The sequence below is a fragment of the Intrasporangium calvum genome, assembly GCF_028446585.1.
GTDB lineage: Bacteria > Actinomycetota > Actinomycetes > Actinomycetales > Dermatophilaceae > Intrasporangium > Intrasporangium calvum_A.
The window spans coordinates 1-26,323 of record NZ_JAPFQL010000049.1 but is presented as its reverse complement, the minus strand read 5'-3'; the positions used below and the strand labels follow the sequence as shown (position 1 = coordinate 26,323).

28 protein-coding genes are annotated in these 26,323 nt (G+C 72.4%); 15 read left to right on the top strand and 13 right to left on the bottom strand.

All coding sequences use genetic code 11. The features are described 5' to 3' along the window. The first annotated feature begins 116 nt into the window (after positions 1-116). Entirely contained in the window at positions 117-2,669 is a 2,553-nt protein-coding gene (gene nirB / locus OO014_RS12265) for a nitrite reductase large subunit NirB (RefSeq protein ID WP_272462606.1), read from the top strand. A 22-nt stretch (positions 2,670-2,691) separates the two neighbouring features. Then, positions 2,692-3,171, top strand: a complete 480-nt coding sequence (gene nirD, locus OO014_RS12260; protein ID WP_272462605.1) for a nitrite reductase small subunit NirD — start codon at positions 2,692-2,694, stop codon at positions 3,169-3,171. Here nirD and OO014_RS12255 read toward each other — a convergent pair. Continuing rightward, positions 3,119-3,973 (bottom strand): SDR family oxidoreductase, encoded by an 855-nt coding sequence (locus OO014_RS12255; protein WP_272462604.1) that lies wholly within the window; start codon positions 3,971-3,973, stop codon positions 3,119-3,121. The genes nirD and OO014_RS12255 overlap by 53 nt on opposite strands. A 103-nt stretch (positions 3,974-4,076) precedes the next feature. Between OO014_RS12255 and OO014_RS12250 the strand changes: the two genes are divergently transcribed. From OO014_RS12250 to OO014_RS12240, 3 genes are all read left to right on the top strand, one after another. Then, entirely contained in the window at positions 4,077-4,448 is a 372-nt protein-coding gene (locus OO014_RS12250; protein ID WP_272462603.1) for a winged helix-turn-helix transcriptional regulator, read from the top strand. Between the two features lie 59 nt (positions 4,449-4,507). Further along, positions 4,508-5,482, top strand: a complete 975-nt coding sequence (locus OO014_RS12245) for a glycosyl hydrolase (RefSeq protein WP_272462602.1) — start codon at positions 4,508-4,510, stop codon at positions 5,480-5,482. 359 nt (positions 5,483-5,841) lie between these two features. Then, positions 5,842-6,213, top strand: coding sequence for a PRC-barrel domain containing protein (locus tag OO014_RS12240; RefSeq protein ID WP_272462601.1), 372 nt, complete (start codon positions 5,842-5,844; stop codon positions 6,211-6,213). A 149-nt stretch (positions 6,214-6,362) separates the two neighbouring features. On the opposite strand, the gene OO014_RS12235 is transcribed toward OO014_RS12240, so the two are convergent. The 3 genes from OO014_RS12235 to OO014_RS12225 all read right to left on the bottom strand — a co-directional run bounded on the left by OO014_RS12235 (position 6,363) and on the right by OO014_RS12225 (position 10,851). Next, the gene (locus OO014_RS12235; RefSeq protein ID WP_272462600.1) at positions 6,363-8,195 is read right to left on the bottom strand and encodes a DEAD/DEAH box helicase; all 1,833 of its coding nucleotides are present in this window, start codon (positions 8,193-8,195) and stop codon (positions 6,363-6,365) included. 242 nt (positions 8,196-8,437) lie between these two features. Beyond that, entirely contained in the window at positions 8,438-10,030 is a 1,593-nt protein-coding gene (locus OO014_RS12230) for a plasmid pRiA4b ORF-3 family protein (RefSeq protein ID WP_272462599.1), read from the bottom strand. A 146-nt stretch (positions 10,031-10,176) separates the two neighbouring features. Further along, positions 10,177-10,851: a DUF4352 domain-containing protein gene (locus tag OO014_RS12225; RefSeq protein WP_272462598.1), complete on the bottom strand. Its 675-nt coding sequence runs from the start codon at positions 10,849-10,851 to the stop codon at positions 10,177-10,179. Positions 10,852-11,022: 171 nt separating this feature from the next. On the opposite strand from OO014_RS12225, the gene OO014_RS12220 reads away from it, so the two are divergent. The 7 genes from OO014_RS12220 to OO014_RS12190 all read left to right on the top strand — a co-directional run bounded on the left by OO014_RS12220 (position 11,023) and on the right by OO014_RS12190 (position 17,013). Continuing rightward, positions 11,023-12,378, top strand: coding sequence for a sensor histidine kinase (locus tag OO014_RS12220; RefSeq protein ID WP_272462597.1), 1,356 nt, complete (start codon positions 11,023-11,025; stop codon positions 12,376-12,378). Next, complete coding sequence (locus tag OO014_RS12215; protein ID WP_272462596.1) at positions 12,378-13,055, top strand: response regulator; 678 nt, start codon at positions 12,378-12,380, stop codon at positions 13,053-13,055. The genes OO014_RS12220 and OO014_RS12215 overlap by 1 nt, the downstream gene beginning before the upstream one ends. Positions 13,056-13,313: 258 nt before the next feature. Continuing rightward, the gene (locus tag OO014_RS12210) at positions 13,314-14,672 is read left to right on the top strand and encodes an adenylate/guanylate cyclase domain-containing protein (protein ID WP_272462595.1); all 1,359 of its coding nucleotides are present in this window, start codon (positions 13,314-13,316) and stop codon (positions 14,670-14,672) included. 120 nt (positions 14,673-14,792) lie between these two features. Then, complete coding sequence (locus OO014_RS12205; RefSeq protein WP_272462594.1) at positions 14,793-15,776, top strand: hypothetical protein; 984 nt, start codon at positions 14,793-14,795, stop codon at positions 15,774-15,776. Further along, entirely contained in the window at positions 15,773-16,078 is a 306-nt protein-coding gene (locus OO014_RS12200) for a sulfurtransferase TusA family protein (RefSeq protein WP_272462593.1), read from the top strand. The genes OO014_RS12205 and OO014_RS12200 overlap by 4 nt, the downstream gene beginning before the upstream one ends. A 12-nt stretch (positions 16,079-16,090) precedes the next feature. Beyond that, positions 16,091-16,534 (top strand): alternative ribosome rescue aminoacyl-tRNA hydrolase ArfB, encoded by a 444-nt coding sequence (gene arfB, locus OO014_RS12195; RefSeq protein WP_272462592.1) that lies wholly within the window; start codon positions 16,091-16,093, stop codon positions 16,532-16,534. Between the two features lie 41 nt (positions 16,535-16,575). Then, positions 16,576-17,013 (top strand): PPOX class F420-dependent oxidoreductase, encoded by a 438-nt coding sequence (locus OO014_RS12190; protein ID WP_272462591.1) that lies wholly within the window; start codon positions 16,576-16,578, stop codon positions 17,011-17,013. On the opposite strand, the gene OO014_RS12185 is transcribed toward OO014_RS12190, so the two are convergent. Then, positions 17,003-18,184, bottom strand: coding sequence for a uroporphyrinogen-III synthase (locus OO014_RS12185; RefSeq protein ID WP_272462590.1), 1,182 nt, complete (start codon positions 18,182-18,184; stop codon positions 17,003-17,005). The genes OO014_RS12190 and OO014_RS12185 overlap by 11 nt on opposite strands. Beyond that, the gene (cobA, locus tag OO014_RS12180) at positions 18,181-19,281 is read right to left on the bottom strand and encodes a uroporphyrinogen-III C-methyltransferase (RefSeq protein WP_272462589.1); all 1,101 of its coding nucleotides are present in this window, start codon (positions 19,279-19,281) and stop codon (positions 18,181-18,183) included. The genes OO014_RS12185 and cobA overlap by 4 nt, the downstream gene beginning before the upstream one ends. A 141-nt stretch (positions 19,282-19,422) precedes the next feature. Here cobA and OO014_RS12175 point away from each other — a divergent pair, with 141 nt between their 5' ends. Continuing rightward, a complete protein-coding gene (locus OO014_RS12175) occupies positions 19,423-20,100 on the top strand; it encodes a sirohydrochlorin chelatase (protein ID WP_272462588.1) in 678 nt (225 codons plus the stop codon). 23 nt (positions 20,101-20,123) lie between these two features. Here OO014_RS12175 and crcB (OO014_RS12170) read toward each other — a convergent pair whose 3' ends face one another. Together crcB (OO014_RS12170) and crcB (OO014_RS12165) are read right to left on the bottom strand one after the other, a co-directional pair. Next, positions 20,124-20,495 carry a fluoride efflux transporter CrcB gene (crcB, locus tag OO014_RS12170; RefSeq protein WP_272462587.1) on the bottom strand — a complete coding sequence of 124 codons (372 nt, stop codon included), beginning with the start codon at positions 20,493-20,495 and terminating at the stop codon, positions 20,124-20,126. Then, on the bottom strand, positions 20,492-20,995 hold the full coding sequence (crcB, locus tag OO014_RS12165; protein WP_272462586.1) for a fluoride efflux transporter CrcB: 504 nt from the start codon (positions 20,993-20,995) through the stop codon (positions 20,492-20,494). The genes crcB (OO014_RS12170) and crcB (OO014_RS12165) overlap by 4 nt, the downstream gene beginning before the upstream one ends. A gap of 62 nt (positions 20,996-21,057) precedes the next feature. On the opposite strand from crcB (OO014_RS12165), the gene OO014_RS12160 reads away from it, so the two are divergent. Beyond that, on the top strand, positions 21,058-21,702 hold the full coding sequence (locus OO014_RS12160) for an IMPACT family protein (protein WP_272462585.1): 645 nt from the start codon (positions 21,058-21,060) through the stop codon (positions 21,700-21,702). 50 nt (positions 21,703-21,752) lie between these two features. Beyond that, positions 21,753-22,334 carry an HhH-GPD-type base excision DNA repair protein gene (locus OO014_RS12155; protein ID WP_272462584.1) on the top strand — a complete coding sequence of 194 codons (582 nt, stop codon included), beginning with the start codon at positions 21,753-21,755 and terminating at the stop codon, positions 22,332-22,334. A gap of 13 nt (positions 22,335-22,347) precedes the next feature. Here the strand turns inward: OO014_RS12155 and OO014_RS12150 are convergent, their stop codons facing one another. The 5 genes from OO014_RS12150 to OO014_RS12130 all read right to left on the bottom strand — a co-directional run. Beyond that, the gene (locus tag OO014_RS12150; protein WP_272462583.1) at positions 22,348-23,259 is read right to left on the bottom strand and encodes an alpha/beta hydrolase; all 912 of its coding nucleotides are present in this window, start codon (positions 23,257-23,259) and stop codon (positions 22,348-22,350) included. Beyond that, positions 23,256-23,930 (bottom strand): N-acetylmannosamine-6-phosphate 2-epimerase, encoded by a 675-nt coding sequence (locus OO014_RS12145; RefSeq protein WP_272462582.1) that lies wholly within the window; start codon positions 23,928-23,930, stop codon positions 23,256-23,258. The genes OO014_RS12150 and OO014_RS12145 overlap by 4 nt, the downstream gene beginning before the upstream one ends. Beyond that, the gene (locus OO014_RS12140) at positions 23,927-24,856 is read right to left on the bottom strand and encodes an ROK family protein (protein WP_272462581.1); all 930 of its coding nucleotides are present in this window, start codon (positions 24,854-24,856) and stop codon (positions 23,927-23,929) included. Before OO014_RS12140 ends, OO014_RS12145 begins: the two co-directional genes overlap by 4 nt. Positions 24,857-24,859: 3 nt before the next feature. Beyond that, positions 24,860-25,804 (bottom strand): dihydrodipicolinate synthase family protein, encoded by a 945-nt coding sequence (locus OO014_RS12135; RefSeq protein ID WP_272462580.1) that lies wholly within the window; start codon positions 25,802-25,804, stop codon positions 24,860-24,862. Next, positions 25,801-26,323, bottom strand: a 523-nt coding sequence (locus OO014_RS12130) for an oligopeptide/dipeptide ABC transporter ATP-binding protein (protein ID WP_272462579.1), incomplete at its 5' end; no start/stop codon positions are given. The genes OO014_RS12130 and OO014_RS12135, both read right to left, overlap by 4 nt.

The following is a 26,323-nucleotide window of genomic DNA, read 5'->3' as shown; positions in this document are numbered from 1 at the left end:
AGCTGCACCGCAGCCGTCGCGGGGCTCTGCGCGTGGCTCGACTCCAGCGACCCACCCCAGCACGACCCGCAGGCCCGGCCTGACCCCGTCCCCGCCAGCGCAGAAGGAGCAGCCTGATGTCGACCCCGCCCACCCCCAACCAAGCACCCCGCCATGTCGTCCTCGTCGGACACGGGATGGTCGGTCACCGTTTCGTCGAGGCGCTGCGCTCGCGTGACACCCAGCGCGCCTGGCAGGTCACCATCCTCGCGGAGGAGAGCTCAGCGGCATACGACCGCGTCGGCCTGTCCTCCTACGTCGGCACGTGGCAGCGGGAAGCGCTCGCGCTCCCCAACAGCACGTATGCCGCTGACGACCTCGTCGACCTTCGCCTGGGAACCCGCGTGGCTGGGTTCGACTGCACGACCAAGACCGTCGTGACGGAGGCCGGAGAGGTGATCCGCTACGACGAGCTCGTGCTCGCCACCGGCTCCTCCCCCTTCGTGCCGCCGGTCCCCGGGCACGACGCGGACGGCTGCCACGTCTACCGGACGCTCGACGACCTCGACGGCATCCGCGGAGATGCCGAGGCGGCGACAGAGCGAGCAGCGCACGCCGGGCGGACGGCGAACGGGCTCGTCGTCGGCGGCGGCCTGCTCGGGCTCGAGGCGGCCAACGCGCTGCGGCTGCTCGGGCTCACGCCGCACGTCGTCGAGCTCGCTCCGCGCCTCATGCCGCTGCAGGTCGACCCGGGTGGTGCAGTCGTGCTCGAGCGACTCGTCAGCGGCCTCGGCGTCGGGGTCCACACCGGCGCCGGCACGCAGTCGATCGAACCGCAGAGCGACGGACGGCTGGCCGTCGAGCTGTCCGACGGCACCGCGCTGCTCACCGATCTCGTCGTCTTCTCCGCGGGTGTCCGTCCCGCCGACGGGATCGCTCGGGCAGCCGGCCTCGCGATCGGCGAGCGCGGTGGGGTCCGCACCGACCGCGCCTGCCGGACGTCTGCCCCGGGCGTGTGGGCGATCGGCGAGGTCGCGGCCGTCGAGGGCCGCTGCCACGGCCTCGTCGCGCCCGGCTATGCGATGGCCGAGGTCGTGGCCGACCGGCTGCTCGGTGGGAGCGCCACCTTCCCGGGCGCGGACCTGTCCACCAAGCTCAAGCTGCTCGGCGTCGACGTCGCCTCCTTCGGGGACGCGATGGGCACGACGCCCGGGGCCCTGGAGATCGTGCACACCGATGCCACCAAGGGGACCTACGCCAAGGTCGTCCTGTCGGACGACGCGCGCACCCTGCTCGGCGGCATCCTCGTCGGCGACGCGACCGCGTACACCACGCTCAAGGCATTCGTGGGGCGCGAGGTGCCGGGCGACCCTGCGGCCCTGATCGCGCCGGCAGGAGCGAACCTCGGCTCGGAGGCACTTCCGGACGACGCCGTCATCTGCTCGTGCAACAACGTCACCAAGGGAGCCATCTGCGGCGCCATCGCCGACGGCGCCTGCGACCTCGCCTCGATCAAGGGCTGCACCGGCGCCGGGACGACGTGCGGCGGGTGCCTGCCGACGGTCCGCAAGCTCCTCGTCGAATCCGGGGTCGAGCTGTCGAAGGCACTCTGCGAGCACTTCCCGCAGAGCCGGGCGGAGCTCTTCGAGATCGTCGCGGCGACCGGGATCCGGACGTTCTCCGGCCTCATCGCGCAGCACGGGACCGGCACGGGATGCGAGATCTGCAAGCCGACGATCGCCTCCATCCTCGCCTCGACGTCGAGCGAGCACGTCCTCGACGGCGAGCAGGCCGCCCTGCAGGACAGCAACGACCACTTCCTGGCCAACATCCAGCGCAACGGCACCTACTCGGTCGTGCCGCGGATGCCCGGCGGCGAGGTGACCGCCGAGCAGCTGATCACCATCGGGCAGGTCGCGCAGGACTTCGGGCTCTACGTCAAGGTGACCGGGGGCCAACGGATCGACCTCTTCGGCGCGCGCGCCGAGCAGCTGCCCGCCATCTGGCAGCGGCTCGTCGACGCCGGCATGGAGTCCGGGCAGGCCTACGGCAAGTCGCTCCGGACGGTGAAGTCCTGTGTCGGGTCGACGTGGTGCCGCTTCGGCGTGCAGGACTCCGTAGGGATGGCGGTTGCGCTGGAGCAGCGCTATCGCGGCCTACGGGCTCCGCACAAGATCAAGCTCGGCGTCTCCGGGTGCGCCAGGGAGTGCGCCGAGGCGCGCGGCAAGGACGTCGGGGTGATCGCGACCGACCAGGGCTGGAACCTCTACGTGTGCGGCAACGGCGGCCAGACCCCCGCGCACGCCCAGCTCCTCGCGAGCGACCTCGACGACGCGCAGCTCGTGCGCTACATCGACCGGTTCCTCATGTTCTACGTGCGCACGGCTGACCGGCTGCAGCGCACGGCTGCGTGGCTCGAGTCGCTCGAGGGTGGGCTGGAGCACCTGCGCGCCGTCGTCTGCGAGGACTCGCTCGGGATCGCGGAGGAGCTCGAGTCGGCCATGGCAAAGCACGTCGCCGGCTACCGGGACGAGTGGAAGGCCGTGCTTGACGACCCGGAGAAGCTGGCCCGGTTCGTGTCGTTCGTCAACGCACCAGAGTCGGGCGACCCGACCGTCGGCTTCGACGACAGCGGGCCGCGCCGCGTGCCCGTCGTGCTCGGCACGCCGACGCTGCCCGCACGAACCTGACCAGAGGAGAAAGGAACTCGAGATGACAGTCCTTGTTCGTCCAGCCCCGGCCGAGCTGTCCACGGCCCCGCGCCCAGCGGTCCGGCCAGGGGTGCTTCCCCCGCCGGGGCTGCTCGCCTGGGTCGAGGCGTGCCCGGTCCAGCAGCTCGTGCCGGGGCGCGGCGTGGCCGTGCTCCTGCCGGACCGGGCGCAGGCGGCCCTCTTCCTGCAACCGACCGGGATGATCTACGCCATCGACAACATCGACCCGTACTCCGGGGCCGCGGTCCTGTCCCGCGGGCTGACCGGGGACCGCGCCGGTGAGCCGACCGTCGCGTCCCCGCTGCTCAAGCAGGTCTTCTCGCTGCGGACGGGCCAGGCTCTGGACGAGCCGGAGGTCTCGGTGCGGACCTACGCGGTGCGTGTCCTCGACGGCGTCATCCGCATCGGCGACCTCGCAACAGGAGTGGTCAGAGGGCCGCGTGGATGGCGTCGCTCAGCGGGGTCGTCGGGCGCCCGATGAGGCGGCTGAGGTCGCCGGTCTCGACGAGCAGCGCGCCGTCCCTGATCGCCTCGTCGCTCGTCGCGAGCGCCAGGGCGTAGCCCTCGGGCAGACCGGCGCCGACGAGCACGGCGGCGAACTCCTCGACCGGGAAGTCCTGGTAGACGACCGGGCGCCCCGACTGGGCCGAGAGCTCGGCTGCGTAGTCGGCGAGGCTGAACGCGGTGTCGCCGCCCAGCTCGTAGACCTGGCCCTCGTGCCCGTCCTCGGCGACGACCACGGCGGCGGCCTCGGCGAAGTCGGCTCTGGTGGCGGCGTTGAGCCGGCCGTCGCCAGCAGAGCCCAGGACGGCGCCGTGCTCGAGCTGGGTGGGGATCTGGGCGGTGTAGTTCTCGAGGTACCAGGAGTTGCGCAGGAGCACGTGCGGCACTCCGGACGCGGCGAGCATCTCCTCGGTCGCCTGGTGCTCTGCGGCCAGGCCCAGCGCGGACGTGTCGGCCCGGACGATGCTCGTGTAGGCGACGAGACCCACCCCGGCGCGGGTCGCCGCGTCGACGACGTTCTGGTGCTGGACGATCCGCTGGCCGACCTCGCTCCCGGAGATGAAGACGACCCGGTCGACGTCGGCGAAGGCGGCGTCCAGCGTCTGGGGGTCGTCGTAGGAGCCCACCCGCACGTCCACGCCGCGCGCGACGAGGTCGTCAGCCTTGGCCGGGTCCCGGACGAGCGCCGCGACCTGGTCCGCCGGGACGCCGCGGGAGATCAGGGCGTCGATGGTGAGGCGACCGAGGGGGCCGGTGGCGCCGGTGACGAGGATGGTCATGGGTGGTCCTTTCGAGGAAGGGCTGAAGCTGACACGGAGGGAACGAACCGACCGCCAACTTACTTCCCCAAAGGAAGTACCCACTTTCGAGTAAGGTACCTACATGGAGGTTAGTCAGACACTGCGCCGCCACTTCCCCGACGGCGTCATCGCCGCTTCCTGCCCCAGCCGGGTCGTGCTCGACCACGTGACCAGCAAGTGGGGCTTCCTCGTCCTGCTGGCCCTCGCGGAGGGCGACTCCCTCCGGTGGAGCGAGCTGCGCCGCCGCGTGCAGGGCGTCAGCGAGAAGATGCTGGCCCAGACCCTCCGCACCCTCGAGGCCGACGGTCTCGTGGCCCGCGACGCCAAGCCGGTCGTCCCGCCGCACGTCGAGTACTCCCTCACCCCGCTCGGCGCCGAGCTCGCCCAGCTCCTCACCCCGCTGATGGACTGGCTCGTCGTCCACGCGCCCGACATCCTCGACCGAGCCGGCTGAGCGCCGCCTCACACCGGGCACCCTTTGCCAACGAGCACCCCCTCGGAAAGACTCGGACCATGCTGACGCTCGAGGACAAGTGGGTGTGGGACTCCTGGATCGCCGACGACGGCGAGAAATACCACCTCTTCTTCCTCGAGGCGCCACGGTCCCTCGGCGACGCCACTCAGCGGCATACGGCTGCCCGCATCGCGCACGCGAGCTCGGCGGACCTCGTCACGTGGGACTACCACGGCGAGGTGTTCGCGCCGTCCGACATGGGCTTCGACGACCTGGCCATCTGGACGGGCTCGGTCGTCCACGACGGCGCCAGGTGGCGGCTCTTCTACTCCGCCCTCTCCCAGCGCGGTCACGCCACCTACGACCAGCGCATCGGCATGGCCCTGTCGGACGAGCTCGGCCGTTGGCGCCGCGGCAGCAACCAGCCGATCGCCTCGGTCGACCCGCGCTGGTACAAGACCCTGGCGACCCACCCAGGTCCCACCACCGGGCCCGACCCCGAGGGGAGCAGCGAGACCTGGCGTGACCCGTTCGTGCTGCGGGACCCAGGAGGCAACGGGTGGCACATGCTCATCACCGCCCGCGCCCTCGAGGGGGCCAGGCACGACGACGGCGTCGTCGGCCACGCCTGGAGCGCCGACCTCGACGCGTGGGAGGTGCGCCCGCCGCTCAGCCGTCCCGGCGCCGGCTTCGGCCAGCTCGAGGTGATCCGCAGCGTCGTCGTCGACGGGCGGCCGGTGCTGACCTTCTCGTGCCACGAGCACGAGATGACCGAGGAGCGCCGTGCCCTCGCCCAGGGGTGCAGCACGTGGTCCGTCCCGGCTGACTCGGTCGCCGGCCCCTTCGACGTCAGCCGGGCCCGCCCCTTCACCGCCGACCCGCTGCTCTACGCCGCGCCCATCGTCACGCTGCGCGACGGCACGTCGGCGATCCTCGGCTTCCACCTCGACGTCACCGACGAGGGCCCCGGCCTGGAGATCAGCGACCCGATCCCGGTGACCGTCGACGCGGAGGGCTACCTCGTCGCCCGCTGACGGTTGGAGCACCCCGCCCGCTGGGTAGTCGCACCAGCATGACGCCCACACCGGTCGCACTCGTCGTCGACGCCCTGACCGCCCTCGGCCACAGGACTGCCCGTCGCTTCAACGAACACCCGGACGCCCCGGCCGGCGCCGCGCCCCAGCATGGCCGCCGGGATCGCCCTCATCGGAGCCATCTTCTTCGGCATCCGCGCGGCCTCGAGGGCCGGGTGGCACCCGAGGCCACGGACCCCGGGAAGCCGGCCCAGCGGCATACGGCCAAATGAGTTTTCTTCGCCCGAAAAGGTTTAGGGCCCGCAAGGGGGTGGGTAGGGAGGTAGGTGCACGCACCACTCGAACGAGAGGAGAAAGCCATGACGACCCGCACCTGGGATGCATGGAACTATCGGGAGAGCGCTGAGGTGACGACCCGCGGGAAGGACCTGACGGGCTTCTCCGTGGAGGCCATCGACGGCCACATCGGCAAGATCGACCGGACCACCCTTGACGTCGGCAGCAGCTATGTCGTCGTCGACACCGGCCCGTGGATCTTCGGTCGGAAGGTCATGCTGCCAGCAGGGACCATCGACCGGGTCGACTGGAACGACGAGAAGGTCTATGTGGACCGGACCAAGGACCAGATCAAGGACTCCCCGGAGCTGACGGATGCAGATCTGGACAACCCGGACTACCGGGACCGGCTCGGCACCTACTACGGCGACACGTACGACCGCACGCTGCCCTGAGCATCGTGAGGTAGCCCGACCGCTGTAGTCGTGAAAAAGCCCCGGTGGCGGGGTTCGTCCCCCGCCACCGGGGCTTTCCCGTGCTCAGAAACAACCGTTGCCGTATGCCGCTGGGCTCGCTCCCGCGCTCGCCAGGGCTGGCGCTGTGGCTAGCTCCTCGGGCGGCGTGACTTGCCACCGTAGTGCTGTCCGCGAGAGCCCTTGGGCCCGTCGTCCTGCGAGAGCTCGATGAGCTGCCCCGAGATGCGGGTGTCGCGCAGCCGCTGCAGCGTGCCCGCGGGCAGCTCGGCCGGCAGCTCGACGAGGGAGAAGTCGCCCCGGATGTCGATGCGGCCGAAGTCCTCACGACCCAGGCCTCCCTCGTTGGCGAGCGCCCCCACGATCTGGCGGGGCAGGACGCGGTGGCGCTTGCCGACCGCGATCCGATAAGTCGCGAAGTCGCCGCGGCGGCGGGGGCCCCGGTCGGCTCGGTCGGCTCGGTCGGACCGGTCGGGGCGGGGGCCCCGATCGGTGCGGTCGCCGCGGTCCGACCAGTCGGCGCGCGGGCCGCGGTCGTCGCGGTCCCGGCCCCGGCGCGGTGCTGGCTCGGGCTCCGGCTCGAGCAGCATCGGCTCGCCGCCCTGCTGGACGATGGCGAGGGCGGCGGCGACGTCCGCCTCGGGCACGTCGTACTCGTCGACGTAGTGCGCCACGACCTGGCGGAAGAAGTCGAGCTGCTCATGCTGGAGGGCAGCCGTGATGGCGTCGTCGAAGCGGCCGAGGCGCACCTCGTTGATGTCCTCGACGGTGGGCAGCTTCATCTCCGTGAGGGTCTGGCGGGTCGCCTTCTCGATCGCCTTGAGCAGATGGCGCTCTCGCGGGGTGACGAACGAGATGGCGTCACCGCTGCGTCCGGCCCGGCCCGTGCGGCCGATGCGGTGGACGTAGGACTCCGTGTCGGTCGGGATGTCGAAGTTGACGACGTGGCTGATCCGCTCGACGTCGAGCCCGCGGGCGGCGACGTCGGTGGCGACGAGGATGTCGAGCTTGCCGGACTTGAGCTGGTCGACGGTGCGCTCACGCTGGGCCTGGGCGACGTCGCCGTTGATGGCGGCTGCGGAGAAACCACGGGCGCGGAGCTTCTCGGCGAGGGTCTCCGTCTCGTTCTTGGTCCGGACGAAGACGATCATCCCCTCGAAGTTCTCCACCTCGAGGATCCGGGTCAGCGCGTCGACCTTCTGCGGGTAGCTGACGACGAGGTGGCGCTGGGTGATGTTGGGCGCCGTCGTCGTCTTGGCCTTGACGGTGATCTCGACCGGGTCGGTGAGGTGCTGCTTGGAGATCCGGCGGATCTGGGCGGGCATCGTCGCGGAGAACAGCGCGACCTGCTTGTCGTCCGGGGTGTCGGCGAGAATCGTCTCGACGTCCTCGGCGAAGCCCATCTTCAGCATCTCGTCCGCCTCGTCGAGGACGAGGAACCGCAGCTCGCTGAGGTCGAGGGTGCCCTTCTCCAGGTGGTCCATGATCCGGCCGGGCGTGCCGACGACGATGTGGACGCCCCGGCGCAGAGCGCTCAGCTGCACCCCGTAGCCCTGTCCGCCGTAGACCGGCAGGACGTGCACGCCGCGGAGGTTGGCGGCGTAGCGCTCGAACGCCTCGCAGACCTGCAGCGCCAGCTCCCGGGTCGGGGCGAGGACGAGGGCCTGCGGCGTCTTCTGCTTGAGGTCGAGCCGGGCGAGGATCGGCAGCGCGAAGGCGGCCGTCTTGCCGGTGCCGGTCTGCGCGAGCCCGACGACATCACGTCCCTCGAGCAGCGCCGGGATGGTGGCGGCCTGGATCGGCGAGGGGTGCTCGTAGCCGAGGTCCCGGGTCGCCTTGAGGATCCGGTCGTCGAGGCCGAGGTCCGCGAAGGTCGGCTCGTCGTTGCCGGGCGTGTCGCGCTCGGGCTCTGGGGTGGGCTCGGCCTCGGTTGCCGGCTCGAGGTCGGCGGTGTCGTCTGTCACCCCAGTGACGCTAGCGCGTCCGGAGGGTGCTGGTCTCCCACGGCCGCGGATGTCGTATGCCGCTGGGCCGGCTCACGGTAGGCGGGGCCGGTCCGCGCCTGGCCACTCAGGCGTCGGCTTCACCTCCCTGCGTCGGGTTCACCTGCATGCGTCGGCATGGCGGAACACCTTGACCTGGATGCGTCCGGTCAAGGCGACGCATCCAGGTTTCCCGGACCGGCATGCCGAACGGCGACGACGCGTCAGTCCATCCGGCGCAGCATCGCCCGCGCCACTCGTCGCCCCAGCTCGGCGGCGTCGGTCCCGGTCGCGTCGGCGCACTTGACCATCTGCCGCACGGTGTTCCGCGTCGGGAACGTGGTGCGCAGGATGGCGTAGCGGTCCACCCCGCCACCGTCACTGCCGCGCCAGCCGGCGACCGACAGCATCAGCGCGATGGCGTCCAGGTCCGCGTTCCCCTCGCCGAGCCCGAGGCGCTCCCCGATGGGGTGGCCGCCGGCGATGGCGACGAGACGCAGGGCCACGGCGAGGCGTTCGAACTCGTCGCCGTCGTTCGCCAGTCGGGAGAGCACGAGGTCGAGCAGGGCCTGGGGGTCTTCCCGCAGCTGCCGCCCGTTCGCAGTCAGCAGGAGCCGCCCCTTGGCCTTGCGGATGAGGCCGAACCGGCGTGACTGCTCGCGCAGCTCGAGGACCGGTGGTGTGTGATCCTCGCGGTTGCCCTTGCCGATCCAGTCCTCGGCTAGCCGCGCCTCGGTGAAGATCCGCTCGACGAGGCGCGGCGGTAGGTAGCCCGCCTTCGTCAGCGTGACGCCCTCGTCGACGGCGTCGAGCAGCGCCCGGAACGGGGTCGTGAGGCCCAGGGCCTCGGCGTCGGTGAACTCGTCGGGGCGGTCCCATCCCGGCGCCGACAGCCAGGCGTGGAGTGGGGAGCGGGTGACCGCGGACAGCCGGTCGATGAGGTGGACGAGGTCAGCGGGCAGCTCGTCCATGGCCAGGTCGACGTCGCGCGGAGCGAGCCGGGCCAGACCGGCGTTGACCTCCTCGAGAGGGAACTCATCGGGGTGCCAGTCGCGTGGGAGCCATTCGCGCATCTCGCGTCCGGTGAGCTCGTTGGAGAGCCGTCGCTCTGGGTCGGCGCCCCCGCGCACCCACTCGGCGACCTCCTCGTAGCCGCCGATCCCGCCGACGCCCTCGGGCGGGCAGGCTCGCTCCCCCGCCAGACATGCCAGTGGGTATGCCGCTGGGTTGGGTCCCGCTCCACCCTCCGGACCCGGGTCGGTGGGCATGGGGTCGACCTGCTCCAGGACGAGGGTGTGGGTCCACCCGTCGCCGAAGTCGTACTCGTAGACCAGCTCGTCACCAGGCTGACGCAAGAGCTGGTCGAGTCGGGCATCGGTCTCGAGGGTGCCTTGGTCTCCCTCCTCCAGGTCGTAGCGCGTGACGAAGTAGGGACTGTCGTGGTCGTCGCCGAGCGCGAAGCGGTGCAGGTGGGAGTCGGTCCAACCCATGGCCTGCTGGAGGACGTCGTGGACGGCGCCGAGGTCGAGGTCGCCGGGGATGGTGAGCCGCCTCCACACGGGCGGGTCCGTCTCGTCCAGGGTGATGCGGACCGTGAGCAGGACCGGCCTCTCTGGAGGCTCCCGCAGCTCGATGTCCGGGTTCCGGCCCGGGTCGCCGCCCGGGTCGCCGCCCGTGACGCCGCCAGGCGCGGGGGTGCTGTCGTCGTCGCCTCGGACCATGTCCTCGGCCAGGCCCGACACCTGCTCGGCGCTGAGGGACTCGACCCACGCCTTCACCTGAGCCGAGGTGCGAAGGCGCTCCGGCGGTTGGCTCATGCCTCAAACGCTACCCAGAGCCGCGCGTCCCCGTGGGCTCGACGCGTCGACTCCATCTCGTTGCTCCGGGGTGAGCCCGGCCACCCACTCCCCTCACGGTGGGCGGCCGGGCCGGCTCAGCGGCATACGGCCAGGGCGTTCGTGACTCAGCCGAGGCGGACCGTCACGCCTCCCGAGAAGGGTGAGTCGTGCAGCTCGATGGAGGCCGGACGGGCACCCTTCGGCATGTCGTAGACCAGGACGCCCTTGACCGTGTTCCCGGGGTTGATCTCGTTGAGGAAGACGTCGTTGTCCTTGACGTAGATGCCGGCGCCCGTGTCCGCGGAGAACTCCCGGCCCTTGGCATCGCGGACCTTCTGGTCGGAGTCGCTGAAGTACTGCGCGTCGTCACCGATGTTCTCGACGGTCACGTGGATGAGGACGAACTGCCCCTGGGCCTTCTCGCCGAAGACATCGCTGCCCACGCCAGCCACACCCTGCTGGACCTTCGTCACCGTGAACTCGAACTGGCCGTCCCGGACCGGCGTCCCCACCTTGGCTGCCGCGGGCTCAGGCTCCTCGGTCTCCCCAGGCTGCTCCGGCTCCTCGGGCTCCTCGGCCGGGTCGGACTGGTCCGAGTCGGCGTCGGGGGTGGCGGACGCGGCCGAAGCGGTGCCCGAGACGGGGCTGGGCTCGTCGCCGCCGCTGACGGCCTGGCCGAGGACGACGACCGCGACGAGCGCGAGGAACGCGGTGAGGATCTTGTGCCGGGCGAACCAGCTCTGCTTCGCCTCGGGCGCCGGCGGGGCGGGGATGTTCGGCGGCTGCCAGTTCGTCGTCATGGCGACTCCTTCGTTCGTGGTGTGCGTTGCAGGACGACTGTCGCGCCGCGGGCGGGGTCGCCACCTCGGCCGCCCGGGCCGAAGGGGCTGCCCAGAAGGAGGAGACTTGTCGGGCCCGGGGTGCCCGGATGGACGAGTCGAGTGTCGGCGGCGTGTCCTACGTTGTGTCGTATGCCGCTCAGCTCGCCCCCTGCCCCACCTGCCGTCGCCGGTCGGCTGGCACTGGGTCGACGCGGGCGCACGGTGGGCCTCGGTTTCCTCGTCCTCACCGACGTCGTCTATGCCACGTCCGCCTTCGACGGGCGGCGCGCCGCGGCTGCCGGCCTGACCCCGAGCATGAGCTCGCCGATGAGTGACCTCGGGCTGCTCATCGCCCTCGTGGGCATCGGTCTGGTGGCCGCCGTCCAGTGGCGGCAGCGCTGGCCCGTGGCTCTGGCGCTCGTCGGGGTCGCCGGCGTCGCGCTCCAGCTCGGGCCGACCTTCGCGCTCATCAACCTCATGTGGGTCGTGGTGACCCGCCCGTGGAAGGACGCGCTCTGGGTGGGCGGGATCGTCGCGGGTGCCACCGGCGTCGCGGTCTGGCGCGACTTGGTGGCCTCACCCGCCGCGACATCCTTCTGGCGCACGCTCGTCGCCCAGGACGGGCAGCCCGTGGGGTGGTACGCGCCCGTCGTGGTGACGCTCGCGCTCATCGCGCTGTTCGGGGGGACGGGGCTGTGGCTGCGGACCCGCTCCCAGCTGCGCACGGCCGAGGTCGTCGTGGCGTCAGAGCGGCAGGCGGTGACCTCGCTGACGGACCAGGTGTCGCGTCAGACCGAGCGGGAGCGCCTCGCCCGCGAGATCCACGACGGCCTGGGGCACAACCTGTCGATCCTGTCCGTCCACGCCGGTGCACTCGAGGCGATGGCTGAGGCGGCCGGGGACGATCTGGTGGACCGACCCGAGGGCGCCGACGCGGTCGAGCGCCGGACGGCGGCCCAGCTCAAGGAGTCCGCCCAGGTCGTGCGTGAGACCGCCGCCAAGTCGGTGTCCGAGCTGCACTCCCTGCTCAACATCCTGCGCAACCCCGGCGACGCGGACGTCGCGGCGCCGACGAAGACGCTGCGCGACGTGCGGGCCCTCATCGACGACTCGGTCACAGCGGGCATGCCGCTCATCGCCACGGTCTACGTCGAGGACGGCGAGGCGATGGACCCGCCGCTCGCGCAGGCGGCCTACCGGATCGTCCAGGAGCTGCTGACGAACGCCCGCAAGCATGCGGCGACCGTGCCGGTCCGGCTGACGATGACGGGAGGCCGCGGTGAGGGGCAGCTCGTCATCGGCACCGCCAATCACCTGCCACCGCCGAAGTGGCCACCGCCCGCCGAAGGGGCCGCCCGGCCGGGCACCGGCCTCGCCGGGATCCGCGAGCGGGTGGAGCACTACGGCGGTGACATGCAGTGGGGAGCAGACGCAGAGGCCGTCTTCCGCGTGTCGGTGCGCCTGCCGTGGCGTCTCGTCGAGCGCTCTGCGAAGGAAGGGAACTGATGTCGGAGTCACCCGGCCAGAGTCGGCCGATCCGGGTCATGCTCGTCGACGACGACCCCGTCGTGCGGATGGGGGTGCGCCACATGCTCAGTGTGGCCCCCGACATCGAGGTGGTCGCCGAGGTCAGCGACGGCGACGAGGTGATCGGCGGTGTCCAGGCGCACGGGCCGGATGTCCTCGTGCTCGACGTGCGGATGGCGCGGGTGGGCGGGTTGGAGGCGATCCGCGCCCTCAAGGCCCGGCCGGAGGCGCCGAAGATCCTCATGTTCACCGTGTGGGACCAGGACGACGTGGCCGGCCGGGCGATCGAGGCCGGGGCTGATGGCTTCCTGCTCAAGACGGCGTCACCCGAGGAGATCCGCAGCGGGATCCGCAACGTGGCCGCGGGGCTGGGGGCCGTGTCCCCGAAGACCGCCGCCCAGTTGTTCACCATGGTCCGCTCGGACTCGATGTCTGCGCAGCGCGCCGATGCCGCCCGGCTGGTGGCCTCGCTGACGGTGCGGGAGCGGGACGTCGTGGCCGGGCTGGCCCGCGGCCTGTCCAACGCCGAGCTGGCCCGGGAGCTGTTCGTCAGCGAGACGACGGTGAAGACGCACCTGGCGAGCGCCTTCGCCAAGCTCGGCGTGGACAACCGCGCCCGGGCAGCCATCCTCGCGGACCGAGCCGGCCTCCTCTGACGGTGACCGGCCCGTTCGGCCCGATGGCGCCGCGTCGGCTCGACCTGGTTGCGTCGGCTCGACCTGGTTGCGTCGCCGTGATGTGCGGCCTTGACGTGGATGCGTCGGGTCAAGGCGACGCAAGCAGGTTTTCTGCACCAGCCGCCCCGCCAGGTGCGGGCCGGCTCCCGGTCGGCTCCTCGGTGGAGTGAGCGGAAGGCACTTCCGCCCCCTCGGGCCGCCTCCCGGTCGATATTGTTGCCGCAACGAAGGGGACGGATGATTCCAGAGACGCTGTACGCGCAGTCCGACGGGGCCGACATCGCCTATCGGGTGCTCGGCGAGGGGCCGCGCGACATCGTGCTCTCGATGGGCTTCATGTCCCACCTCGATCTCTACTGGGAGCTGCCCGAGAACGTCGAGTTCCTGGAGCACCTGACCGAGCTCGGCCGCGTCATCATCTTCGACAAGCGCGGCACGGGACTGTCCGACCGGGACCTGTCCGCGGTCTCCCCGGAGCAGTGGTGCGCCGACCTCATCGCCGTCATGGACGCCAGCCAGAGCACGACCGCCGTGGTCATGGGATGGCTCGACGCGGGGTCCCTGAGCCTGCTCGCCGCGGCACTTCATCCCGATCGCGTCGCCGCCGTCATCGCCGGCGAGTCGCTGGCGGTGGGCCACCGCGACCGCGGTTATCCCTTCGGTCCGGACCCGCGGATGCTGCGGATGGCCCTGGCCGCCATCCGGTCGGGCGGCTGGGGGCGGGGCATGGCGGTCAAGCTCGTCGCGCCCGACTTCGCGGCGTCACCGCGGCACCTGGCGTGGCTGAAGCGGCTGGAGAGCATGTCGGCCACGCCTCGGGCGGCCGCGCGCCTGCTGCAGATGACTGCCGACCTCGACCTGCGGCCCTACCTCGAGCGCATCGCTGCGCCCGTCCTGCTCCTCCACGACGTGGAGATGCAGCGACTGGCGACGCTCGAGAGCATGCAGTGGCTCGCGGACCAGCTGCCCAACGCGACTCTCCGGCTCGTCCGTGGGCAGCGTCCGATGACGACGATCCTGCCGTTCCACGACGTCGCAGCGGAGATCGAGCAGTTCCTGGGCGCCTACCGACCGAACCACAGCGGCCAGCGCGAGGTCGCCACGATCCTCATCACCGATGTCGTCGGCTCCACGGAGGCGGCGGCCCGCACGGGCGACGCCGGGTTCCGCTACGCCCGCGACGCGCACTTCGACTCCGTGCGGCGCTCACTGGCCCGCTTCGGCGGCATCGAGATCAAGACGATGGGCGACGGGTTCCTCGCCTCGTTCCCGATCCCGTCGGCCGCTCTGCGCTGCGCCGCCGAGGTGATCCGTGACGCCGAGGCGATGGGCCTGGCCGTGCGCGCGGGCGTCCACTCGGGCGAGGTGCTGCGTCAGGAGGACGACCTCGTCGGCATCGCCATCCACGTCGCGGCCCGGGTCAGTGCCGTGGCGGAGGCGTCCGAGATCCTCTTCACGGACACGGTGCGCACGCTCGTCCTCGGATCCACCCTGAGCTACGAGTCGTGGGGAAGCACCACGCTCAAGGGCATCCCCGGTGAGTGGGCGCTCCATCGCCTCAGCACGAAGGACTCGCGCGCGCTGCCATCGGGCTGACGCACCCACCCCGGCAAGGCCGCGTCCCATCGCTGCGCGCTGCCCGGGACGCCGGATGACGCGTCAGACGAAATGCGCTATTTTTACGGAGACAGCCGTAGAAATTGGAGAACGTCGCAGATGAGTACTGACGCCCAGCCCACCGTCGAGCCGAATGTCCTCGAGAGGCTCGGCGCCCTGACCGCCCGTGACGAGGCGCGCGTCGAGACCCTGCGGGTGATCGTCAAGGACGAGGCGCCGGTCCTGCCGAAGCTCGCCTTCGCGATGATCACCATGGCCTCCCTGGGCGGCGCGGCGTTCACCGGTCTCGGGCTCGGCATCACCGGTGGCGGCGTCCTGCTCCGCTGGGTGACGTTGTGGTCGATCGCCCTGGCGGGCGGCTTCCTCACGTGGCGGCTCGCCTTCCTGCGTGACCGCGAGGCCGACGTCGACCAGGCGCGCGTCGACGCGCTCAACGGCTCCGCGCTCACCCGAGCAAACCGGGTGGCGCGTTGGGTCGGCGTGATCGTCCTCCTCGGTGCACCCGGCGCCTTGGTCGTCCCGCACCTGCAGTCGCTGCCCGTCCTGCGTTCCGGGCTCGTCCTCGGTTCTGTCGCGCTCGGCGCCCTCCTGTTCCTCGGGGTCCGTTCCAGGGCGGCCGCCATCCCGGCCGCACTGGTGACCGCCGGGCTGCTCGTCGCCTGGGCGCAAGCGGACACCGGCGGCGACTGGCATCTCTGGGTCCGCCTCGCGCACCTCACCGCCTTCACCCTCTGGCTCGGCGGTGCGCTGTGGAACATCACGGTGGCCATGCCGGCGGGGCGCGAGCACCCTTACGTGGACGCCGTTCTCGCTGGAGCCAGGCAGCTCGACCGCTTCCGCTGGGTGGTCCGCTTCGCGCTGCCGGTGATCCTCGCCACCGGCCTCGTCATGGCCGGCGTCTATCGCAGCCTGCCGCTCGACTGGTGGACGACGATGCCCGGGGTCCTCATCCCGCTCAAGGTCATGGCCATCGCCGGCCTGATCGTCGTGTTCATCGCCTGCCCTCTCTTCCGGCAGTGCTCCCCCGTGCAGGGCGTCTGCAAAGTCGACGATCTCGACCCGTCGAGCCGGAGCGGGTCGTGACCGCTCGGGTCATCCTCGACAACCGCCGCACTCCGTGTGCGGTCGGACTCATCAGGGCGGCACGCACCATGGAGTCGCTGCCGCCTGACACGGTGCTCGAGATCTGGAGCCGCGACCGGTTCGCGCCCATGGAGATCCGGATCTGGGCGGAGCGCGACGGCCTGGCCGTCACCGAGCGTGGTGAAGGTGGCCACTGGCCACGGCGCCACCGCGTCTTCGAGGTCTACCGGAGCCAAACCATGCCGTATGCCGCTGGGCTCGCTGATCGGGAGCACGCGTCCCAACGCACGACGCCCTCGTGATGTCATGGAGCCGTGCCCAGATCTCCGCGCGGTTTCGCCGGACTCGTCGTCGGTGACGGCGTCGTCGTGCCCGAGAGCGAGCTCGAGGAGCGGTTCTCGCGCAGCTCCGGCCCGGGCGGGCAGGGCGTCAACACGGCCGACTCGCGCGTCGAGCTGACCGTCGACCTGGCCGGGACGGCGAGCATCCCGGAGGACCTGCGGGCGCGCCTGCTCTCCCGGCTCGGAAACAGGCTCGTCGAGGGGCGGCTCACGGTGGCGGCGAGCGAGCACCGCACGCAGCTCGCGAACCGGCGGGCGGCCAGGGAGCGCCTCACGGATCTGCTCCGGGAAGCGGCGGCGCCACCGCCTCGGAAGCGTCGGGCCACGCGCCCGACGCGCGGGTCGCAGGAGCGGAGGCTGCAGGCCAAACGGGCCCGGGCCGAGGTCAAACGCGGGCGAGGCCGCCTGACCGACTAGGACACGACCCAGGTCACTGGCTGGTGACGTAGGTTGACCGCGTGGACCCTGACCTCGCCCGGCGGCTCGACGAGATCGATGCGCACCGCCATGTGTCCGTCACGACGTTCCGCCGCTCGGGCGAGCCGGTGACAACGCCGATGTGGGTGGCCCGGAGCGGGGACGCGGTGGTGCTCATCTCGGTCGACGGGCAGGGGAAGGTCAAGCGCCTGGCGCACACGCCGAGGGTCGAGCTGCGGCCCTGCGACGTGCGCGGGCGCGTCCCGGACGGAGCACCCGTCTGGCACGGGACGGCCTCGCTCGTCCGCGACCCTGCCGGCTTGGCGGAGGTCCGGCGGGCGATGTCCGCCAAGTACCTGCTCGCGCGGATCGGCAACCTGGCGGAAGACCTCCTCGGCCGGCTGGTGCACCGCCAGCCCCGGGTGGGCATCCGCGTCACCGTGCAGCCCCGCGGGTCGGACCAGTCGCCTACACGTTGAGCCGGTAGCCGCGCCGCACGACCGTCTGGACGAGGTCGCGCTCCGGCAGCGCCGCCCGCAGCCGGCTCATCGCCATGTCCAGCGCGTGCTCGTTCCCGGCCTCGGGAAGCTCGTCGAGCAACCGTTCGCGGCTCAGCACCGCACCCGGCTCGGACAGCAGCGCACCGAGCAGGGCGCGGGGCCCCCGTGGCAGCGCGACCGTCTCACCGCCGAAGGTCACGGTGCGCCCGTGGACGACGAGTGGCCCGAGCGCCGTCTGGACCTCGGCGACACCGTTCGAGGTCAGGTGCTCGATGACGACACGAATCAGCGCACCCATGCGGAACCGCTCGGGGACCAGCGGACTCACCCCGAGGTCGAGCAGTGGCTGCGCCGTCACGGGTCCGACGGCTGCCGCAGTCACGCCGCGCCTCAGCGCCTCGACGACGACCCCGTCGAGTCCGAGCTGCGCCGCCGCGGAGACCAGGCCGTCGACCGCGGGCGCGGACGTGAACGTCACGACGTCGATCTCGCGTGCCGCGATGTCCGCGCACAGCCGCCCGAGCCGGCTCTCGTCAGTGGGCCGGACCCAGCGATAGGGCGCGACCGTGTGCACGGTCGCGCCGGCCCCGCGCAGCCGCTCGAGCTGTTCCACGTCCTCGTGGCCATGGAGCTGGACGGCGACCGTCGCACCGGCCACTCCCCCGGCGAGGGCGATGGAGATCGCCGACGCGGTGCGTTCGTCAGCCGCGACGGCATCGTCGTCCAGTCCCGCGGCACGGACGGCCCCGCGTGCCTTGGGTCCGCGCACGATGATCCGCGCCGCTGCGAGCGTGGCGTGGAGCGCCGGGCCAAGGCCGGCGGCCTCGGCGCACTCGACCCAGCGACGCAGCCCGTAGGCGGTGGTCACGATGACGACCTCCGGGCGGGCAGCAAGGATGGCGCGCGTGTCGGCGATGAGGATCTCGTCCTCCTCCACGGGCGCGATGTGGACGGCTGGCGCGTGGACCACCTCGGCGCCCCGCCTCACGAAGGCCTCGATGAGGTCCCCGGAGCGCCGGTCGGACGTCACCCCGATCCGGAAGCCGCTGAGCACCAGGCCGGTCAGCTCGCTCGACGGGGGCCCGTCCAGCTCCCGGTCCGGTCCGGCGAGCTGGTCGGACCAGGCGGTCCTCGGGTGCTCGCGGGTCATCGTGCCTCCACCACCGCCCGCGGCGACGCCGTATGCCGCCGGGCCGGCTGCCCGGGCCCGAGCCGCGACGCCGGGGTGGCCGGCTTCGCGTGGCGCCGGCGCCGCGCCCAGACCTCCGCCTGGCGCACCACCTCCCCGACGACGACGACCGCCGGGGGCGCCACCCCGGCCCGCGCTCCCTCCCGGGCGAGATCAGCCAGGCCGGCAACGACGCTGCGCTGGTCCGGCGTGAAGCCGCGCTCGACCACGGCCGCGGGCATCGTCGGATCCATCCCGGCCGCCAGGAGAGCGTTGCTCAGGGGGACGAGGTTCTGCACCCCCATGAGGAAGACGATGGTGCCACGCAGCGCCACCAGGGACCCGGCCTGCTCGGGGGTCAGCGGCACGTGCCCCGAGACGACGGTGAAGGTGTGGCTCACGTCCCGCTGGGTGACGGGGATGCCGACCGCGCCGGGCACCGCGACGGCGGATGTCACCCCGGGGATCACCGTCACCGGGATGCCTGCGGCGACAAGCGCGTCGACCTCCTCGGAGCCGCGGCCGAAGACATACGGGTCCCCGCCCTTGAGCCGGACCACCGTGAGGCCACGTGCAGCCCGGTCGATCATGAGGGCCTCGATCTGCCGCTGCGGGACGGCATGGTGACCGGGGCGTTTGCCGACGTCGATGACCTCGGCGCGCGGGGCGAGGGTCGTGAGGTCGCCCACCGCTGCGAGCCGGTCCCCGAGCACGACGTCGGCTTCGGCGAGCGCCCGCAGCGCATCCAGCGTCATCAGGCCCGCACCGCCTGGGCCGGCCCCGACGAGCAGCGCCCGGCCCCCCTCCCACCCGGACGATGCCTCTTCGATGACGACACAACGTCTCCGCAGCCCGTCCACGCCCGGCCACGTCCGAGCCTGGCCGACCACGACAGCGATCCGCGTGCCCGCCCCTTCCGCGCCGGCGGCGGCGACGTCCGCGACACCGACGCCCGCCGGACGGTCCCACACGGAGACCACCGCGCCGGCACGCTCGAAGCGCCGCACGACCCGGCCGATCTCCTCAGGCACACCGACGACGACCACCGGCACCCCGGTCAGGTCGGTCTCGATCAGCATGGCGCTCCTCTCGTCGACGGCGTGGGACCGCCCCTGACATCCAGTTGGGAAGCAACCGTAGGAACCGCGTGTTACCCGCAGATTTCCGCCGTGGCAGATCCGGGTAACGCCTCCGTCGGGGTCCCGTGCCACAGTGGGCGCGTGCACCCGACCCTCATCGCCTGCTCCCACGGCACGAGCTCCCCCGACGGTCAGGCAGCCATCGCGGCACTCGTCTCCGCCGTTGCGGCACGACGACCTGACCTCGACGTCAGGGCGGCCTTCGTCGACGTGCAGGAGCCCTCGATCGGTCCGGTGCTCGAGGACCTCGAGGGCGTCCCGACCCGTGTCGTGCCCCTGCTCCTGTCGGCCGGCTACCACGTCTACGTCGACCTGTCCGAGGCCGTCTCGGCGCGCCCGGCAGCGACGCTCGCCGGTGCGCTCGGGCCGGACCCGCGTCTCGCGCAGCTGCTCGCGGACCGCCTCGACGCCGCCGGGCTCCGCGACGACGACACCGTCATCCTCGCGGCGGCGGGCAGCTCCGACGCCCGGGCGGTCGACGACTGTCGCGACCTCGCCGAAGCACTCGGCCAGCTCATCGGCCGACCGAGCCCAGCGGCATACCTCTCGGCGGCGGAGCCGCGTCTCGACGCCGCGGTCAGCCGGGCCCGCGCGACCGGCGGCAGGGTCGTCGTCGCCACCTATCTGCTGGCGCCCGGGTTCTTCGCCGACCTCGCGGCCCGCTGCGGCGCCGACGTCGTGACGCCTCCGCTGCTCCTGCCGACCCAGCCCCCACCCGAGGCGCTGGTCGACCTCGTCCTCGACCGCTACGCCGGCTGACGCCGCCCGCGTCCGACGCGGGGTCAGACCACGGCGAGGGCGAGCGCCCAGCCCAGACCGCCGGCCGCGATTCCCACCACGAGACTGAGCGTGACATTGCCGAGCGCGGCTGCCAGAGCCCCCTCCTCCACGAGCCGGACCGTCTCGAAGCCGAACGTCGAGTATGTCGTCAGCGCCCCACAGAGGCCGGCTCCGAAAAGGGCGAGCACCTCGGGGGACACTGCCCCCGCGGCGGCGAGCCCGAGCAGGATGCCGAGCAGCAGTGAGCCGAGCACGTTGACCGCGAGCGTCCCCCAGGGGAACCGGCCGCCGTGCCACCGCTGGACGGCGAGGTCGGTGACATACCGAAGGGGGGCCCCGGCCGCGCCGCCGACCATCACGAGCACGAACGTCATGCCACGACCTCGCGGGTGCCGGCGACGGCGCGGCCGACCAGCGCCCCGGCCACCACGGCGCCGAGGGCCAGCACCACAGTGCCGAGGACATAACCGAGAGCAAGCAGGGCGCGTCCTTCAACGAGCAGTGCCCGCGTCTCGAGGGCATAGGTCGAGAAGGTCGTGAAGCCCCCCAGCACTCCGACGCCGACGAACGGCCGGACGTAGCGCCGCGGCGGCCACACGTCGGTCACGAAGAACATCAGCAGCCCGAGGAGGAAGCAGCCGGCCGCGTTGACGGCCAGCGTCGCCCACGGCACCCCGTCAGCCGCGCCCGGCCACAGCTGTCCCACGGCATACCTCGCGCCGGCCCCGATGGCTCCGCCGGCCGCGATGACGGCCAGCACGTCGAGGCGGTCGCGCACGATGGCGTGGTCGGCCGCACTGGTCTGCACGTCATCCGGGGTGACGTCCGGGTCGACGGGTCCGTGCACCGGCCCGTGCACGGGGTGCGCATCCATTCGTGTCCTCTCGTGCCCACGGGCATACTCGTGCCGTCCCCTGGTCATCCCGATGAAAGGGTATGCCGCTGAGCTCGCTCCGCTCCTATGTGACCATCGCGGGTCGGTCGAGTGCCGAGATCGAGGTCCGCCGGTCCCGGTTCGTCTGCGACCTCCAACGCGTCGAGACGGAGGAGGCGGCGCGCGAGTTCATCGAGGCGGTCCGGGCCGGCAGTCGTGAGGCCCGGCACCACTGCACCGCCTTCGTGCTCGGCGCGGACGGCGCTGTGCAGCGCAGCAACGACGACGGCGAGCCCTCCGGGACGGCAGGGGCGCCCATGCTCGAGGTGCTGCGTGGCCGCGAGGTCAGCGACGTGGTGGCCGTCGTGACCCGGTGGTTCGGCGGGATACTCCTCGGCACCGGCGGACTGATCCGTGCCTATGGCGACGCCGTTGGCGCCGCGCTCGACGCGGCGAGCCTCGTCGTGCGGGAGCTGCGGCTCGAGGTGGTGCTCGAGGTGAGCCACGCGGACGGCCCGCGCGTCGAGCACGCCCTGCACGGCCGTCCGGCCACGGCTGTGACGGGGGTGGACTACCTGGCGAGCGGCGTGCGGCTCCATGTCGCGGTCAGCCCCGACGAGGTCGAGGGACTGACCGGATTCGTCGCCGCCCTCACCGCCGGTGCCGCAGCCGTGACACCCGGCGCGCGCACCTGGACCGACACCTGACGGGGCGGGCGGCTGGGAGCGAGCTCAGCGGCATACGGGAAGATGGGCGCATGGCACTGCACCTGGCGACGACCGACGAAGGCAACGCCCTCCTCGAGCGCGACCCGCTCGCCCTGCTCCTCGGCATGCTGCTCGACCAGCAGATCACGATGGAGAAGGCGTTCACCTCACCCAGCGTCCTCGCCGAGCGGATGGGCGTGGCCCCAGGTGAGCACCTGGACGCGGCGGCCATCGCCGTCCTGCCCCCGGACACCCTGCTCGAGCACTTCCGCACTCCACCGGCGCTGCACCGCTTCCCGGGGTCGATGGCGACGCGCGCCCAGCAGCTCTGCCAGGCGATCGTCGACGACTGGGGCGGGGACGCCGCCAACGTCTGGACCGGCGTGGACGACGGCGCGGAGCTGGTCCGGCGCATCGCGAGCCTGCCGGGCTTCGGCGACCAGAAGGCCCGGATCTTCGTCGCCCTGCTCGCCAAGCAGTTCGGCGTCACCCCGCCCGGCTGGCAGGAGGCGACCGGCGACTACGGCCAGCCGGGTCACCGCTCCATCGCGGACGTCGTCGACGACGAGTCGCGGGTGAAGGTGCGCGAGTTCAAGAAGGCAAAGAAGGCACAGCTGCTCGAGCAGGCCTGAGCCGCAAGAGCGCTCAGGCGCTCAGGTGCCGGGCGAGGTGGCCGGCAGCGAGGTCGACCGCGGCGTGCGCCGCGTCGAAGCGCGCCAGTCGGCGGACGAACCCGTGCACCTGCCCCTGGGCCCGGAAGGTCACTGAGCTGACCCCTGCCTCGGCGAGCGCTGCGGCGTAGCCCTCCGCCTCGGTCGTGAGGATGTCGTGCTCGGCCGTGACGACGAGGGTCGGCGGCAGACCGCGCAGGTCGCCCCGCGCCGGCGAGACGTCCGGGTGGCCACGGTCCACGTGGGCCGGGACGAAGACGTCCCAGCACCAGCGCAGGTTGGGCGCCTTGAGGCCGGGGAAGACGACGTCGCCCCACGTCGTGCCCGCGGGGTCCATGACCGGGTAGAAGAGCGCCTGGGCCCGCACCTCGATGCCCCGGTCCCGACTGCGGCGGGCCGCGACAGCCGCCAGGTGGCCACCGGACGAGTCGCCGCTCAGTGCGACCCGCCCGGCGTCGAGGGACAGCGCGGCGCCGGAGGAGCGGACCCAGTCGATCGCGCGGTCGACGTCGTCCGGGGCTGCCGGGAAGGGGTGCTCGGGCGCCAGGCGGTAGTCCACGGCGAGCACCGCCGCCCCGGAACGCACCGCCAGCAGCCGGCACAACGGGTCGTGCGAGGTGAGCCCCCCGTCGACCCAGCCGCCGCCGTGCGTGTAGACGATGACCGGGAGCGGGCCGTCCGCCGGACGGTAGAGCCGGCACGGCACCCCGTCAGCGTCCACATCCTCGACGTGGTGCACGGGCACGCCCGCCCCCGCCTCGACCGGCGTGTTGTCGGCCACGGCCCGGCGCTGCTCGTCGAGGCGGGCCGGGTCGATCGGACCGGTCACGTCGGGGAGCGCGCGCACCTGGGGGTGCAGGCGCTCCGGCGGCAGGAGGCGGCTCACGCGTGGACGCGGGTCGCCTCGACGAACCATGACGTGATGGTCGCCGGGTGGGTGATGGCGGTGCCGACGACGACGGCGTGGGCGCCGGCGTCGAGGGCGGCCCGCGCCTGATCGGGCGTGTGGATCCGGCCCTCGGCGACGACGGGCAGGCCGAGCTCGCGCACCAACGCGGCGACGAGGTCGAGGTCGGGCCCGGGAGTCTTCGGGCTGTCCTCGGTGTAGCCGGAGAGGGTCGTGCCGATGATGTCGGCGCCCGCCTCGGCCGCGGCGAGCCCGTCGGCGAGCGTCGCGCAGTCGGCCATGATCAGGGCGCCTTCACGATGCACGGCGGCCACCGACTCGGCCAGCGACGAGCCGTCCGGCCGGGGCCGCCGCGTCCCGTCGACGGCGACGATCTCACAGCCGGTCCGGGCGACCTCGACTGCATGGATGACGGTCGGGGTGATGAAGACGCCGCTGTCGCCGTCCTTCCAGAGGCCGACCAAGGGCAGGTCGATCACGGGGCGCATGGCGCGCAGGTCGTCGATCCCCTGCGCCCGGATGCCGGAGGCGCCGCCGCGGACGGCGGACTCGGCGACCCGGCGCATCGTGTCGGGGTGCCGCATCGGCTCGCCCGGGTAGGCCTGGACGGACACGACGAGTCCGCCCCTGATCCGCTCGACGGCGTTCACGAGAGCTCCTTCCAGACGAGACGGGCCGCGCCGACGAGCGCGGCGGAGGAGCCGAGCCGGGCCGGGAGCACCGGCAGGTCGGCGAGGGGCGGGAGCAGCTCGGCCCGCAGGGCCTCCTCCATCGGCTCCCACCAGCGGGCGCCGACGCCCAGGACGCCGCCGCCGAGGACGACGACCTCGGGGTCGAGCAGGTTGGCGGCACCACCGACGGCGCTGCCGAGGGCGCGGGCTCCGATGTCGATCGACATCGCGGCGAGGCGGTCGCCCGCGGCGGCCCGGTGCGCGACGTCAACGAGGGAGGTGAGGTCGGCCCCTGCGCGACGGTTGTACGACCAGACCATGGCCGGTCCGGCGGCGACGGCCTCGAGGTGACCGGATCCGCCACAGACGCAGGGCATTCCGCCTCCGTGGGGGACGGCAACGTGGCCGAAGTGCCCGGCGACGTTGCGGCGGCCGTGCCACACCTCGCCGTCGATGACGACGGACGCCCCGATGCCGGTGCCGACGGCCACGAAGAACGCGCTCGAGGCGCCGATGGCCGCCCCGAGCCAGCTCTCCCCGACCGCGTGCGCGTGGACGTCGTTGTCGACGACCACCTTCCGTATGCCGCTGAGCTCGCTCAGTGCCTCCCGGACCTCCGTGCCGGCCCAGTTGCGCAGGACCTCGGTGGCCGAGAGGACGCGCCCGGTCGCGGCGTCGATCACCCCGGCGCTGCCGACACCGAGACCGGCCACCTCGTGACCGCGGGCGGTCGCGGTCACGAGGAGGTCGGCCGCGAGGCCGGAGGCGACCCGGATGATGGCCTCCGGCCCCTGATCGCCCGGGGTGGGGGCCGTCGTCACGTCAGTGACGGTCCCGTCCGAGGCGACGAGTGCGGCGGCGGTCTTGGTGCCGCCGATGTCGAGCGCGACCACGGTCTGGGCCATGGGTCAGAGCAGTCCCACGGACTCGAGGACCTCGCGGACGCGAGCCGACTCGCGATCGTCCAGGGCCCGCAGCGGCAGCGAGATCGCGTTGCTGTCGATGACTCCGAGGACGTGCAGGGCCGTCTTGAACGACCCGGCACCGCGCGTCATCCCAGCGGACGTCGCAGGGTCGGCCGCGTCGACGATCCGGAAGAGCCGGATGAGGCGCTCCTGCTCGGCGCGAGCCGCCGCCACGTCGCCGGCGGCGACCGCAGCGTGGAGACGGGCATAGCCCGCCGGGTCGACGTTGGCGAGACCGGGCACGGAGCCGCTCGCACCGGCGAGGAGCATGGAGTCGACCATGACCTCGTGGCCGGTCAGGGTGGCGAAGTCGGTCAGGCCGGCCTCCTGCACCTGGACGAGGAGCTGGCGGAAGCCCACGTCGTCACCGCTCGAGTCCTTGACGCCCGCGATGACGCCCTCGTGCGCGAGCCTCAGGACGAGGTCGTTGGAGAGCTTGGAGTGGACACAGACCGGGATGTCGTAGGCGAAGAGCGGCACGCCGACCGAGGCCGCGACGGAGCGGAAGTGCCGCTCGGTCTCGTGCGGCCCGACGATGACGTAGAACGGCGCTGTCGTCACCACGGCCTGGGCCCCCAGCCGCTCCGCGGCGCGGGCCCGCTCGACCGCGCGGGCGGTGGCCGGCTCGATGGCGCCCGCGATGACGGGGACGCGGCCGTCGGCCGTCTTGACGATGACCTCGAGCGCGAGGTCACGCTGGGCGTCGTCGAGCAGCACGGTCTCGCCGCTGCTGCCGAGCGCGAAGAGGCCGTCGACACCGGCGTCGACCATGCGGCCGACGAGCCGCTCCAGGGACGCCGCGTCGACGGTCAGGTCATCACGCAGCGGGGTGACGACGGGCGGCACGAGGCCATGAAACTGGCCCTGGAAAGGGGTGGCGGTCGTCATGACGACTCCTTGACGAGGGTGTCGGTCGGGCTCTGGCCCGAGGTTGCGGTGGCGGCCCGGGCCGAAGCGGCGAGGTCCGCAGTCGTGATCCCGGCCGGGACAGGGTGGTGACAGCGGTAGGTGTGGCCCCCCGCCGCGAGCATCGGGTCGGGCATGAGCTCGGCGCAGACCTCCGTCGCCTTCCAGCACCGGGTGCGGAAGGGACAGCCGGACGGCGGGTTGGCCGCGGACGGGACCGGCCCGACGAGTGGGATGGGGTCGATCGGGTCGAGCAGCCCGGGAGTCGCGGAGAAGAGGGCGCGCGTGTAAGGGTGGACCGCGAGGTCCGGCAGCCGGTCCGCGGGCGTCTCCTCGACGATCCGTCCGAGATACATCGTCACGACGCGGTCGCTGACGCGCTTGACGGTCTGGATGTCGTGCGACACGAAGACCATCGCGATCCCGAGGCGCTCCTTGAGGTCGAGGAGCAGGTTGAGGATCTGCGCGCGGACCGACACGTCGAGGGCACTGGTCGGCTCG